The organism is Pedobacter sp. (assembly GCF_037719805.1).
GTDB lineage: Bacteria > Bacteroidota > Bacteroidia > Sphingobacteriales > Sphingobacteriaceae > Pedobacter.
The window spans coordinates 659,068-672,668 of the sequence record NZ_JBBJLZ010000003.1 but is presented as its reverse complement, the minus strand read 5'-3'; the positions used below and the strand labels follow the sequence as shown (position 1 = coordinate 672,668).

The 13,601-nt window shown below is 43.8% G+C and carries 14 protein-coding genes; 7 read left to right on the top strand and 7 right to left on the bottom strand.

Annotated features, from left to right (window positions below; all coding sequences use genetic code 11):
* Nucleotides 1-51: 51 nt before the first annotated feature.
* The gene (gene glgP, locus WKF66_RS12620) at nt 52-1,716 is read left to right on the top strand and encodes an alpha-glucan family phosphorylase (protein ID WP_489674817.1); all 1,665 of its coding nucleotides are present in this window, start codon (nt 52-54) and stop codon (nt 1,714-1,716) included.
* Between the two features lie 30 nt (nt 1,717-1,746).
* Here glgP and WKF66_RS12615 read toward each other — a convergent pair whose 3' ends face one another.
* A complete protein-coding gene (locus WKF66_RS12615) occupies nt 1,747-2,076 on the bottom strand; it encodes a phage holin family protein (protein ID WP_489674816.1) in 330 nt (109 codons plus the stop codon).
* Between the two features lie 109 nt (nt 2,077-2,185).
* Here WKF66_RS12615 and WKF66_RS12610 point away from each other — a divergent pair, with 109 nt between their 5' ends.
* Nucleotides 2,186-2,770, top strand: coding sequence for a PAS domain-containing protein (locus tag WKF66_RS12610; protein WP_489674815.1), 585 nt, complete (start codon nt 2,186-2,188; stop codon nt 2,768-2,770).
* A gap of 5 nt (nt 2,771-2,775) precedes the next feature.
* Here the strand turns inward: WKF66_RS12610 and WKF66_RS12605 are convergent, their stop codons facing one another.
* Nucleotides 2,776-3,963 carry a glycosyltransferase WbsX family protein gene (locus WKF66_RS12605; protein ID WP_489674814.1) on the bottom strand — a complete coding sequence of 396 codons (1,188 nt, stop codon included), beginning with the start codon at nt 3,961-3,963 and terminating at the stop codon, nt 2,776-2,778.
* 442 nt (nt 3,964-4,405) lie between these two features.
* Here WKF66_RS12605 and WKF66_RS12600 point away from each other — a divergent pair, with 442 nt between their 5' ends.
* The 4 genes from WKF66_RS12600 (at nt 4,406) to WKF66_RS12585 (ending at nt 7,975) form a co-directional block, all read left to right on the top strand.
* Nucleotides 4,406-4,963: an RNA polymerase sigma factor gene (locus WKF66_RS12600; RefSeq protein ID WP_489674813.1), complete on the top strand. Its 558-nt coding sequence runs from the start codon at nt 4,406-4,408 to the stop codon at nt 4,961-4,963.
* Nucleotides 4,956-5,747 carry a HEAT repeat domain-containing protein gene (locus tag WKF66_RS12595; protein WP_489674812.1) on the top strand — a complete coding sequence of 264 codons (792 nt, stop codon included), beginning with the start codon at nt 4,956-4,958 and terminating at the stop codon, nt 5,745-5,747. The genes WKF66_RS12600 and WKF66_RS12595 overlap by 8 nt, the downstream gene beginning before the upstream one ends.
* Before the next feature lie 13 nt (nt 5,748-5,760).
* Nucleotides 5,761-6,681, top strand: coding sequence for a DUF4097 family beta strand repeat-containing protein (locus tag WKF66_RS12590; RefSeq protein WP_489674811.1), 921 nt, complete (start codon nt 5,761-5,763; stop codon nt 6,679-6,681).
* 337 nt (nt 6,682-7,018) lie between these two features.
* Nucleotides 7,019-7,975, top strand: a complete 957-nt coding sequence (locus WKF66_RS12585) for a CvpA family protein (RefSeq protein WP_489674810.1) — start codon at nt 7,019-7,021, stop codon at nt 7,973-7,975.
* Here WKF66_RS12585 and WKF66_RS12580 read toward each other — a convergent pair whose 3' ends face one another.
* From WKF66_RS12580 to WKF66_RS12570, 3 genes are all read right to left on the bottom strand, one after another.
* The gene (locus WKF66_RS12580; RefSeq protein WP_489674809.1) at nt 7,976-8,824 is read right to left on the bottom strand and encodes an NAD(P)-dependent oxidoreductase; all 849 of its coding nucleotides are present in this window, start codon (nt 8,822-8,824) and stop codon (nt 7,976-7,978) included.
* Between the two features lie 205 nt (nt 8,825-9,029).
* Nucleotides 9,030-10,085 carry an oxygenase MpaB family protein gene (locus WKF66_RS12575; RefSeq protein ID WP_489674808.1) on the bottom strand — a complete coding sequence of 352 codons (1,056 nt, stop codon included), beginning with the start codon at nt 10,083-10,085 and terminating at the stop codon, nt 9,030-9,032.
* Nucleotides 10,086-10,284: 199 nt separating this feature from the next.
* The gene (locus tag WKF66_RS12570) at nt 10,285-10,764 is read right to left on the bottom strand and encodes a CinA family protein (protein ID WP_489674807.1); all 480 of its coding nucleotides are present in this window, start codon (nt 10,762-10,764) and stop codon (nt 10,285-10,287) included.
* A gap of 139 nt (nt 10,765-10,903) precedes the next feature.
* On the opposite strand from WKF66_RS12570, the gene WKF66_RS12565 reads away from it, so the two are divergent.
* A complete protein-coding gene (locus tag WKF66_RS12565; protein WP_489674806.1) occupies nt 10,904-11,086 on the top strand; it encodes a hypothetical protein in 183 nt (60 codons plus the stop codon).
* Between the two features lie 11 nt (nt 11,087-11,097).
* Here WKF66_RS12565 and WKF66_RS12560 read toward each other — a convergent pair whose 3' ends face one another.
* Both WKF66_RS12560 and WKF66_RS12555 read right to left on the bottom strand, forming a co-directional pair.
* Nucleotides 11,098-12,513 carry a PQQ-dependent sugar dehydrogenase gene (locus WKF66_RS12560; protein WP_489674805.1) on the bottom strand — a complete coding sequence of 472 codons (1,416 nt, stop codon included), beginning with the start codon at nt 12,511-12,513 and terminating at the stop codon, nt 11,098-11,100.
* 22 nt (nt 12,514-12,535) lie between these two features.
* Nucleotides 12,536-13,540: a TIGR03885 family FMN-dependent LLM class oxidoreductase gene (locus WKF66_RS12555; RefSeq protein ID WP_489674804.1), complete on the bottom strand. Its 1,005-nt coding sequence runs from the start codon at nt 13,538-13,540 to the stop codon at nt 12,536-12,538.
* Between the last annotated feature and the right edge of the window lie 61 nt (nt 13,541-13,601).

The following is a 13,601-nucleotide window of genomic DNA, read 5'->3' as shown; positions in this document are numbered from 1 at the left end:
GTCCTTGATGGCGGTCATTAATAATCTGCGGGAAATACAATAGCTTTGTTTATGATCAATAGCAGAAAGGACATATTCAATTACGATCCGAACCCAGCGTACAATTTACCAGTTGCCTACTTTTCAATGGAATTTGCCGTCGATCAGGCATTGAAGATCTATAGTGGTGGATTAGGCTTCCTCTCTGGATCACACCTTAGAAGTGCCTATGAACTGAAACAGAATCTAATAGGAGTTGGGATGCTTTGGAAGTACGGCTATTACGACCAGCAAAGGGATGGTAATAACTTAATGAAGGCCAACTTTATTGAAAAAGACTACTCCTTTTTAGAAGATACGCAAGTGACTATAGCTGTTAAAGTGCATGATGCCACGGTCTATGTTAAAGCCTTCCTGCTTCGGTCTGATATTTTTGGAACAGCGCCATTGTTACTGCTGAGTACAGACCTGCCTGAGAATGATGAGCTTTCACGGTCGATCACGCATCGCCTTTATGATGCGAATGAAGCTACGCGAATTGCACAGAGCATTGTCCTGGGAATTGGAGGAGCCATGATGCTTGACCAACTCAACCTTACTCCGGAGATCTATCATATGAATGAAGGTCATGCGGTAGCCTTAAATTTTTACCTATACCAGAAATTTCAAACTTTAGAACAGGTACAAAAAAGAGTTGTTTTTACCACGCATACCCCAGAGAAGGCTGGAAATGAAGAGCATGGTTTTGGGCTACTAGAAGAGATGTCATTCTTTTATGGACTGAACCAGGAACAGGTAAGGTCTCTTTTAGGTATGGAACAGGAAGGCTCTAGTTTCAGTTATACCCTTGCGTCATTGAAATTCGCCAAGAAGGCCAACGGAGTTTCCAAGTTACATGGCGAAGTGTCCAGAGACATGTGGTCCGGCTACCCCGGAATCTGCGAGATTCTTTCCATTACCAACGCACAAAATAGCAGCTATTGGGCAGATCTTGCCATTAGTAAAGCGATCAGCACGGGCGACAACGAGTCTTATATTGCCCGGAAAGCAGAACTTAAAGATCAGCTATTTCAGATCGTTGCAGATCAATGCGGCAAGCTGTTTAGTAAAAACAAGCTTACTATTGTTTGGGCGAGACGGTTCGCAGGTTATAAGCGGGCAGATCTGGTTTTACAGGACTGGGAAAGGTTTCTGAAAATGGTTAACAATACCCAATATCCTGTGCAGTTTATCTGGGCAGGAAAACCTTATCCAGAGGATTACGAAGCTATCAGCCAATTTAACAGTATTATCACCAGAGTCGCAGGTTTAGAGAACTGCGCCGTATTGACCGGCTACGAACTGGGCTTATCAGCTAGTTTGAAGAAAGGCTCGGATGTCTGGCTTAATAATCCGAGGATGTACCGGGAAGCTTCGGGAACTAGCGGTATGGCCGCGACAATGAATGGTAGTGTGAACTTATCAATGCCTGATGGCTGGGTACCTGAGTTCGCAAAGGATAAAGCAAATTGTTTCCTTATTCAACCAGCGCCCGATGGGATATCAGTTGAAGATCAGGACAAGTTTGACAACGCCAGCTTAATGAGAACATTGGAGGAAGTAGTTTTACCAACGTACTTTAACAATCCTTCTGCTTGGTTCTCAATTGTAAAGGAAGCTGCAACCGACGTAAAACCAATGTTTGAATCGGCCAGATTAGCCAATGAGTATTACGAAATGATGTATAAAGCGGAATGAGCTTAAAGTGTGAATGTATGTGTTCTTGCTCTAGAAATGGATTATACTTCCCACGATAGCCATGACAACTGCTATGATCACCGCCGGCATAAAGCCTTTGATCTCAAAATCAGAGAACACGATATCCGCAAGCTTGATCATCAGCGCAGTTACCACTAACCTCACGACAAAGGAAAGGAATCCCAGCGTAACAATATTTAATGGTAATCTGAGTAAAAATCCAACTGTGGCATTCAGGACCCCAATCACCAGGGCGACTAAGATTGCAGTAGTAAAGTTTTTTATCCTTACCGTAGGTAAAACATAAGCCATCCCGAGGATGATTGCAGCATTGAGAAGTAATTGTAGAAGGAAGTTCATATAAGTTTGTTTGTCGGCAAGGTAATAGTAACGGCCAGATAATTAATATCAATCAAACACTGCAATAACTAATAAGTTTTAAAAGCCTCACTCCTATGTTTACGAATAAATGTATATTTTTACGTCTTTAATGGGGATGCAGCAATTCGACGAGATTAAAGCCCTGTTGGGCGATTCTGGAACTTACTATTTAATCGCAATAGGCATGGATTCCAACTATAGTTACCTTAACAGACGTTATGCGGAAGTTTTTGAACCTATCTATGGTAATCTCATTGGTACCCATTATGCGGTAACCATGCATCCTGACGACCGCCATACTTGTGAGGTAGTTGGCGAAATGGCTTTTAATAATTTAAATTCGGTCTTTCCAGCGACTATCCGCAAACACGATGGTAAAGGTGGCTATCTCATCACGAGATGGGAATACAAGGCTATGGTTGACGATGATGGCACCCCCTTAGGGATGTTTTGCATTGGTCATGACATTACAGAATTAATGCAGGTGACTGGAGAACTCCATGAAGTTAAGGACAGCCATTCTCATACCGTTAGGCGACACGTAGCTAATTTAATAGGTCTTGGAAAATTAATACATGAGGCCGATGAGGTTGACGATATGCAGGTTGCTGCCAAGATGATCGTGGCTAGTGCCAACGAGCTCGACGTTGTCATTAAAACACTGTATAAATAGTCTCTTTATTTGTTATCCACAAACACCTTTTTAATCGCATTCAAATAGCCATATCCGTACATGTTATCCGGTTGCAGGTAACTGGTCTCCGTCCATTCGTTCCAGCTGTTAATGGTAATGAGTGGAACTTGCTTCGGATGGGCATCGGCAAATCCCTTCGCCATCCTTAAGCCTTTCTCAAAGTTTTCTGGTGTGTTGTTTCGCACCACCGCACTGGTTCCGGTCCTCGGACTATTGTCCCAGCCTACACTAATGTGTGGATAGTACTTGAAATCAAAGGCAGTATCAATTCTGGCCCACTCCTTCTTCACGTTGTCAAGGATCTTCAGGTAGTCTTCATTTACATTGGTAAAGTGTGCGAACTGATAGTGTGTTGCACTGCTAAATCCTAGTTTCTTTACGAAAGCATTCTCTGGATTTTGAGTTTTACTTCCATCGAAGCCACTGTAATTGAGGTTGATACTCCACATGGTCAATTGCAGCTCCAGTCCGGGGAAACCTGCTTTCTTTGTTTCGGCAGTGAACCACTTCAATGCGTCGGTTGCTTCTTCTACCCCACCCAATCCGGAAATCAGTTGCGGCATGTCGTAGATCATAAAGACTGGTTTTCCATCAATTTTATAATATTGTGGCAGCTTAAAGTACTTTTCAATATTGCGCTTACAGACCTTCTCAAACTCCGCTCTACTCACTTTCCCTGTCCAGATCACATTGTTTTCATTGTATTTGTTAAGGCGGGTGTCCCAGACGTTCACCACATCATGATTGGCCCACATGAGATAGAACTTCATTTTATTAGAATTGTCTGCCTTTAGGAAACCATTGTCGAGCGTTGTCTCCATGAACGGTCGACCGTCATACCAGTACCAGTCGAATATGAACACGTTAACGCCGTGCTTGGTTGCCTGATCAATTTGCATACCCATGACTGCAGGATCAGCTTCATTAAGCGGTCCCCAAAGCGGTTTGCGGTTCCAATAATGACCCGGGAAACGCTCTTGCATGTTCAGTACGGTTTCCCACTCTCCGTTGCCTTTTGGCCAGAAAGGTCTTAACCTGGGATCATCGCTGGCGTATGCAGGATATAAAAAAGCAGCGATGTCATAAGGCTTTTTAGCGGTTTTGCTTTGCGCGGAAAGTTGTTGGGTAGAGATTAGGATGAATATGATAAGGAGAAGGTTGGCTGGTTTCATAAGTTAATCTGGTTAGACAGGCGGGCTGCTGTACCAAATGTAAGAGATTGGATTGTGAAGAGTGTCCTGTACTGTCATGTTATCGTGTGAGCTTGAGTTGCCTTTTTGAGATTCGAGTGGTTTTGCACTCGTCTTCCTGAATTCGTCCTGCCGGCGAAGGGCATCAGGACCTCAGCACAGCGATGAAACCCAGTCCGAGGTCCCGGTCTTCACAGGGAAGACGAGTGTGTAAAACGCTTCCTGTCAGGTAAATAAATCTAGGTTCAGTAGGGGTTCAGTAGGGGTTGGCTTATCCCTAGCCTAAGAAACCCCTACTCAACGTCGAACCAACAGCCCTTCAATGATGAAGGAGTGCAAAACCGAAATAAATGTTGATCACCCATGCAACATTATCCCATTTACTGCGACTAACAACTGAACACCCGGTAAAGCACTTAATAAGTTGAGGAGCCACGAGATAACAGATCAAGAACTGATTGAAATGTGCCGTAGTGGCAAAGACTCGGGATTTACCGAACTATATAACCGCTACGCTAAGGGAATATACAATTCCATTAGCCGGATAGTATCTCATACTGGAGAAGCTGAGGACATTTTGCAGGAAACTTTTTTTACTGTTTTTAGTGAACTAGATAAACTTAATGACGTTGTAAGCTTTGAAGGTTGGGTAAAGAGAATCGCAGTTAACCGTTCGATTTCTCATTTAAGGAAGCAAAAGATGCTGTTTTCTGATCTATCGGAAATAGATCTTGTCGCCGAAGACAATTATGATCCCTCTGAACACGAGGTCTTCGATTGCAAAGTAGAAGACATTCGAAGAGGAATTGAGAGTCTGCCAACAGGATACAAGACCATTGTTAACCTTTACCTGTTTGAAGAGATGAACCAGGAGGAAATTGCCCTTATGCTTGGTTTATCACCCGTTACAGTTAGAACCCAGTATCATAGGGCAAAAAAGAAAATATTATTATCATTAAAAGACAAGTTGTATTATGAATGATCCGATCAGAGATTGCATAGCGAAGAACAGGGCGGAATTTGATCATCTTGAGGCACCAGCTTTTGATATAAAAAAGTTTAGAGAAAGAGTACCCGTTCCAACCTCAAGAAAGAATCAGGTTTTAAGACTGTTACCAGCTGCCAAATGGATTTGTGCAGCATCTATATTCGTTGCCGGAGCAACGTTTTTATATTCTACCAAGACTTCAGAGCGAATGGCCATCAAAGCCGTAGCTCATGATTACACCACGCTCGCATCCGCGAAAGCTAAAGCTAAAGGACCAGTTGAGCAGCCCGCAAATGCTTTTGTCCAAAGAAATAAAAAGCCGATGTGGAATGCGTCAAGCAGCAGAAGTAAAAAGGCGGTAAAAGTAATTGTGGTTGATAAGGGAGCGGAAAAGTTATTTGAGCAGCTGGCTGATAGTAGTTCGTCGAGTACCAGGTTAGCGGCGATCTTGGAGATTAAAAGGCAGGGAACACTGAGTAACTACGTGATAGACCGCCTTGCTGCAGTTTTAAATAATGACAATAACAGCAATGTGCGACTTGCAGCGCTTGGCATCTTACGAAGCTATGGTACAGATGAATATGTTTCTTCCCTACTGGTTTCATCGCTAGGCACCCAAATAGATCCAATGGTGCAATTAGAATTGGTTAGCCTTCTGGGTACCATGAATCATCTTAAAATTGAAGATAAACTGTTTGCACTGGCTGCAGATCCCAACACATTTGGCGCCGTAAAAGACGAAGCCTATAGCATTTTATTAAACCAGAACAAATTATAAACATAACCAAACCATGAAAAAGCAATCTATTTTAATGCTCTCTTTCCTAACCATCAGTTTAGCCCTATCCGCCCAGAATCCGAAGGAGTACAAGGTTGCGAAGAGCAACGGACGCCTTAATTTAAACATCAGCGGAGCAGTAATTGAAGGATATAAGGGCGATGAGATCGTTTTCACAGCTTCAAACACGGCAGAGGCTGAAATAGATGAGCGTGCAAAAGGCTTACGTGCAATCAGCGGCTCTGGGTTTAAAGATAACACCGGCCTGGGGATAGAGGTAGCTGAAAAGGGTCAGGATATAGACGTCAACTCTGTGAGTAAAAGGATTGAGGGCATTCTAACCATCAAGGTCCCTTATGGAATAAAGGTGGTTTTCAACAATAACAGCAACATTTATCAAAGTGATGTTACCTTCAAGAACCTTAAAAGTGAGATTGAAGTTTCAACCAGTTACAATAAGATTGTCTTAGAAAACAATAGTGGTCCGATGAATATTAAAACGCTTTATGGAACAGTTGATGCGGTTTTTACAAGTGAGATCAAAGGACCAGTTTCTATAGTCTCTGTTTATGGATATGTAGACGTTACTATGCCAACCACAACTAAAGCGAACATCGAACTGGGAAGCAGTCGTGGCAATTTATATGCGGCCGACGGTTTCAAAATTGCTATTGAAAAATCAAGTGATAAACCAGTTCCTCAATTGACCAATATATCTGTGAACAATCTGACTACGGTAACGGCAAGGGTTTCGGGCTTGGAAGAGAATGGAAATCCAAATATCCCTGGCATCAATAACCGGCTAAGAGGCGTAACCGTTAGTGCTTACGGTTCTGTTAAAGATGCAGAAAGTATTAATGGAAAACTTAACGGTGGAGGTACAGACCTGGTATTTAAATCAAGCTATCAGAACGTTTATCTGAGAACCAAGTAAATTGGGTAGAAAATGAAAAGGGATGTCGCATCCACGAAACATCCCTTTTTCTAACCAAATATAAACCAGCATGAACTGGATTTTAAACTTTTTATGAACCTGGAACAGCGCTTGTCTGAACCTGATTCTTAAAACACACAAATGTTTTAAAACTTTAATAAGATCCGCTATGAAATCTTAATGATACAAATATACACTTCTTTACTAAGTGTACAAGTTACACTAAGTAATGTAACTGATTTGTTACTTTAGGCGTATTTTGTAAAGCGCTCATCTCACAGGCGCTGGCCAAACATATCGATGCGATGCGTGTTAGCCTATAAAACTAACTTGCTGCATGAATTGGGTTGACCTCGTATTAATATTGATAATGCTGATGTCTATTGTCAGCTGTGTTAGCAGGGGATTTATATTATCTTCGCTCGACTTGATTTGCTGGGCAGGAAGCCTGATCATAAGTTTCTTGTTGTATGGATTCTTAAGCCGCCTATTCGACCGTTACCTCTCAGAATTAGGTCCTTGGTCTGCCCCTCTTGCTTTTATTATTATACTCATCATCAGCAGAATTGCTTTGGAAACCGGCTCTGCCAGAATTTTGGAACGTGTTTCTTTACGAACACATGCGCATAAATTCAATAAGTTAATGGGCATATTGCCGGGAATTATTAATGGCTTTCTCTGGGTGACGCTACTCGCTACCTTAATGGTTTTGATGCCGATCAGTAGCTTTTTGGCTAAGGGCACTCAAGACAGTCGCCTTAACCAATGGACGGTTAAAAAAATGGACTGGCTGGAAGAGCAATTGAGTCCCATATTTTCTGAATTGTTTAACAACATGAACCCCAGCTCTAATGCGGCTATCGGAGAATCAGAGTCTATCAAGCTTCCTTTTACCGTCAAGAGTTTCATAGATAGGAAAGATCTGGAAGCGGAGATGTTGGTGCTCATCAATAAGGCGAGAAAATTTGAGGGTCTGAAACCCTTAAAAGCAGATCCGGAAATCGCTGTCGCGGCACGGAAGCACTCGGCAGACATGTTTACCCGTGGGTACTTCTCACATATCAGTCCGGAAGGGAAAAGTCCCTTCCAGAGGATCAACGATGAGAATGTTCGTTACTATACTGCAGGCGAGAATCTCGCCTTAGCCCAAACCTTGGAGATTGCTCACGAGGGTCTGATGAACTCTCCCGGCCACCGCGCAAACATCCTGCGCAGAGGTTTCGGGCGGGTCGGTATTGCAATTCTTGACGGTGGTATCTATGGGTTGATGATTACACAGAATTTCCGGAACTGATTATTTGCCGTGTTGCGAAAGCACCATCCAGTCTTCGTTTCCATGACCATCTTCTATGAGCACATCCATAGCTTTAGCGATCTCAGGGATTGTAATCAAAGGCTGATCAGCTTTGCTTGCGGCTTCCATCATCAGTCCTGCATCTTTGCGGGCCATCGACAACTCCCAGTTAGGAACATCAAATTTCCCAGCTGTCATTTTCTCCAGTCTTCCCGTGAGGCTAGCTGCTGGATTCCAGTCTTTGAAAAGATTAATGACCTCCGTTAAGGGAATATCCAGACCATTAGCAACGGTTAATGCGTCCACAAGTCCTGCGTTCAAAGAAATGAGGAACAGGTTACCTATTAATTTTATTCCTGCTGCCCGGCCGGTTACTTCGCCTAGATTAATGAGTTTGCCAGTGAGCTTCGAAAGTTCTGGTGTTAGTTGAGCGATGAGTTCCTGATCTCCAGAGATGAGCATGTTGCCAGTACTCTCCAACGCATTCATAGGGCCCATAAACACAGGTGCGTGAATGTATTGAAAGCCAGCTTCTTTCCAGGACTTTGTACGTTGAATAGCACCAGCGGCTGAAGTGGTGCTGTGGTCAATGATGATGGCACCAGGCTGTAATCCAGCTGCGGCATCGGCAAGTACCTGATCCACTACGGCGTCGTCTTTAAGAGTCAGATGAATGATTGTAGCCCCTTTTACGGCCTCGGCTACATTTTCAAAGGCCTTTGCACCTTCTGATTCTAGCGCCAGTGCTTTAGCGTGTGTTCTGTTCCAAACCTGAACGGCTTCGCCTTGTTTCAACATGGCTTTCACAAAGTTTGAGCCCAACAGCCCTATTCCTAAAAATGCTTTCATTGCTTTTTTATTTTTTAAGCGCAAAAAAGGTGCCGCATGGTTTAGAAACCTACTTCTTCCTGAATTCATTTCAAGGCCTCGGCGTTTTAAAAACCCCCGTCATTCTGAATTAATTTCAGAACCTCGGAGTAGCGATTCCACCCAGTCCGAGGTCCTGGCATCGGCCAGGATGACGATTAAACGATTAAACGATTCCACGATTGTTTCAGCCTGCCGGATTCTGTCGCTTGAAGTTAAGATACGCTCTGTTGTATTGCTGAAGCGTATCCGCTTGCGGCAATATGTCCCCTACTGCATTCGCTACTTCCATTAAATTCAATTTATATGACGGTATCTGTGCCGCCTTAATGCTGAGTAAATCTGAAACCTCCGTACCAAGCAAGTGACGCATGAGTCCTAAAATATCTCCAGCGCTGGCTTTTGAGCTTTGTGCGGCAACAATGTGCTCGGTCAGAGAGCTAGTTAACGCCACGCCCTGAACAGAAGGTTTAAACTGTCGCCGTCTGATGGCAAGCTCCAGCTGTTGTGCCATTTTGATATCTTTAGGGATCATATCCGGGATCATGCCCAGCATCTGGCCTACAACCGACCAAAGGTGTATAAACGCCGTTTGCTCCGTATAAGTCACATTAATTCCAAGTTTGCGTAACCCTCTAATCACCAGCAATGAAAATGAAAGGTTAGTGCCCGCCATGTCTTCCTGGTTGATCGGCACTCCCCAGCTTCCCTCCCATTTACCTGTCTTAAGCACGTAGTATCTTCCGGCAGCATGCCTGATTCTAATTTTTAGTATTTCTACATAACCCTTTCCATTCCTTGAAAAAGCATCTGGGTTCATCATTTCCCAAACGAAAATAGCGGTATCGTATAGCCTTTTTCCAGTTTGATTACGCATCAGTTCCGATAGATAAAGCACCATTGCGCCATTTGCAGCAGCGTAGCAGTACGGAAGGGACAACAGACCGAGTAAGGTCATGATCTGCTGGGAATGGATCGCAAAGAAAGCCGCCCCTTTCGCCATTCGCTTTGGGTCTGACCATTCCGGAAGTTTACTGGCTTCAGCAATAAAAGTGAATTGCGGAAAAGTACTTTGTAATTCTGCCAGCATTTTGGCTGTAGACTTTTTCGACATCCATTGCTGTAAGGAAAGTTTTGCTTTTTCATCTGAAAAGACTTGGGCTACAAACTGATCAACAAAAGGATCAGCGGTCAAGCGCATTTCGTCAAGGAAGTCGTCTGTATAAAGACCGTTGCTGTTCATAATTTAATAAAGCAGCAGGAGCCCATAAAGTTTTAGATTACGGGATATTTGACCGCTTTTAAATAAAAAGGCTCTTACCATTGCTAGTAAGAGCCACTGATGATATATACCCCTATATGATAATCAGCACAGTAATATCAGAAAAATTCTCAATTATACCAAGAATGTGAAAAAATATTCTGCTGGTTAAGAGCTGTCATTAGCGCGGTATACCTTTTATAATTAATTCCGCTATTTCCTGTGCGGTTTGTCTGACGATCTCTTCTTCATCGCCCTGATAACATTTTTTTACAGCAAATATTTCTTTGCCTTGCAGTAAGCCGTTTATAAACATGGTACCTACAGGCTTCTCTTCGTTTTCACTGCCTCCTTCGCAAGTCAATCCGGTCACAGAGACATGAATGTCGGCAGGAATCAGGTCCATAAGGCCTCGACTCATTGCGCTGGTTACTTCTTCTGACTCCGGAGTATATTTCTCAATCAGATCTTCGGGCACGTTAAGAAGAGACTTCTTCAAATCGGCGTCATAGCAGGCTAAACCACCTTTAAGAAATTGACCTGCACTAGGCACCAATGAAAACTTGGCACTGAGGTAACCTGCAGTTGCACTCTCTGCAAAAGCGATCGTAAGCTTTTTGCTGATCAGTAATTCTCCGCAATCTAATATTCTCTTATCCATAGTAGTATTATCATTTAGTTAGCTCAAAACAAATAAAGCCTAAACAGTCAATTCAGTAACTTGTTTAGTAATTGACAGGCGGAAATTGAAAACTTCTTAAGATGTTGTCTGTTAAACCTGTACCTTTTATTTCAACGCCATGAGTATTTCACACACAGAAGACGAATCGTCAGCAACACAAGAGTCTAAAAAAACAGTTCGGGGCTCTGGCTTCACTTACGATGAGGAACAGAATCATACAGATGAGAGTATCCCACTTGAACAAGTACAGGAAGTTGAAGTCGTCAAGCTACCTGACCTGGGCATGCCTACCCGACCTTAAAGACTCTTCTTTTAAGGGAGCTTCGCAGTTCCGTTCTTTATATAAGTTAATTCTAAGATACAGCCACGCTGGCTGGTCACCTTCGGATTTTCGGCCGTCGGTCCTGATGTGATGGCCGAACTATCTGTCGCCAGGTAGATCTTCGTTCCATCTGCGGACACTGTTACATCGCGATAGCGCGCTCTTGAGCTGACGTATTCAAATATCTTTGGGTTCACCGAGCCATCATCATTCAGTTTTAAACGCAATAGTTTACCTGTTTTTAAAGAGGTAACCAGGAGCGACTGGTACCAACCCGGAATGGTTTTGGAACGATAAACCGCAATTCCAGAGGGTGCATATGCCGGCCATTCTGCTTTTTCGTCCAACTGAACCTTCTTGAAAAGTGATATTAAATCTGCCGAAGAGGTAGGATAAAAGCTCATTGCCGGTCCGCGGAAGTTAGCACCGATAGAATCAGCATTGTGTTTTTCGTTAGCAATGAAAGGATAGCTAGTGTGCCACTTGCCCGGATAGCGCTCCTCTTTGGATACCGAAGCAGCGAGTCCATTGTAATTGCCGTCTACGTAACCAATCACTAGCGGGTGTCCGTAATTCTTTCCTTTTTCAATTAAGTTGACTTCATCGTCCGAGTACGGACCATGCTCAGCACTGTAGAGCCTCTCTTTTCCGTTAAAAATGGTGAACGCGAGACCTTGTGGATTGCGATGGCCAACACTCCAGATTGCACTTTTTGTAAAGGGATTGTCGGAGGGTATCCAACTGCCACCCGTTGCCGGTTCCAGACTGAATCGAAGGATCTTGCCCTCATAACTGTTTCCTTGCTGAGCTCTGTTCGTTCTGCCACCATTGGAAAACTGGCCGGAACCCTGATCCCCTACTCCATAGAATAGAAAAGGTTTTCCGCTAACCGAGGCGATCAGCATCCGACCACCATTATGGTCGTTGCTCGCAGGAACCGTGTCGCAAAGGATTACCCCTGAATCAAGAACTTGCTTTTTAGAATCGTAATGGTATCTGGCCAATCTCAGCAGAAACTGGTGCTCCTGTAAATGTTTGTATACGTAAGAAAGGTAGACGTATGGTTTACCCTTTTCGAAGTCAGGATGAAGTGCCAGTCCCATTAATCCCCCCTGAGGTGTGGCTTGTTCCTGTTTCTTTAATTGATCGAATGAAGGAAACTTTCGCTCTGTATTTAAGTCGAGCACAGTTTTCTTCGCGCCGCTGCGCGGATCAAGTTTCACTACACGATAGCCTTTAGACTCGGTAAGCCAAAGCTCACCAGAAGGGGCGCAAACGACAGACCATGGGTCGCTCAGCCCGGATGCGACAATACGCACCTGGAACTCAGCATCCGCGGCACGGAACATGAAGGCACTGCAAACCACTCCTGCAGTTAGTATTACACAAAAAATGTATTTCTTCATTTTGTATCTTGATTCTATAGCGTTAAACAACCTGCGCTTGCGACAATTGACGAACAGCCGGGATTACGTATTTACCGAAGTCTTCGATAAACACTTCCTGTTCACGGTTTACATTGTGTAATACTATTTTCTCAAATCCGAAGTCCATATCTGCCATGATCCAGTCAATATGGTCCTGAATGTTGCTGGAGATCCGCACCATATCACGAAGATTTTCTGGCTTCACAAATTCTGCTACCGCATCAAAATGGCTGACACTGGATAGGTCGCCTAACACGGTTCCCTGAAAAATATTCGTCCGCCATTGATCATGAGCGCCTAAAAGTGCTGCTTCCGGATCCCTTGAATAGGACAATTGTACTTTCAATTGTATGGGTTTATTTGCACCACCGTTTTGACGAAAGGCATCAATCACCTCTCTTAATTCTGCGGCAGGACGGTGAACTGTGATCAATCCGTCGGCCCAGGCCCCTGCCCATTTTGCGGTTTCTTTGCTTACTGCTGCACAGAACAATCTAGGTTTTTGTGTCGGCAATGTATATAGCTTTGCGTTTTCAACAGTGACCAGCCCTTTTTGGCTAACTGTTTCTCCGTTCAGTAGTTTGCGCATGATTTGATAACATTCCAGTAAGCGTTGGTTTCTGGTCTGTTTGTCGGGCCATTTGTCGCCCGTAATGTTTTCGTTTAATGCTTCCCCACTACCAAGCGCTATATCGAAACGGCCTGGAAACAGTTCACCAAGCGTTGCAATTGCCTGAGCGATGATGGCGGGATGATAGCGTTGTCCGGGTGAACATACAACGCCATATGGAACTGTAGTCACTTGCATCGCTGCTCCTAACCAGGCAAAGGAAAAGCCACTTTGACCCTGACGCTCACTCCAGGGGTGAAAATGATCTGATGAATTTATACCTTCAAATCCAGCTTTCTCTGCGAGCTGCGCCCATTTTAGCAGCTCGCTAGGTAAAAATTGTTCATGCGAAGCTTGATATCCTAATTGAGTTCGGGTTTCTGTTTGTATATTCATAACTGGAAGTTGTTATATGTTGGTGATTGCATCACTAACAGCCTGGCAGGTACTTGACATA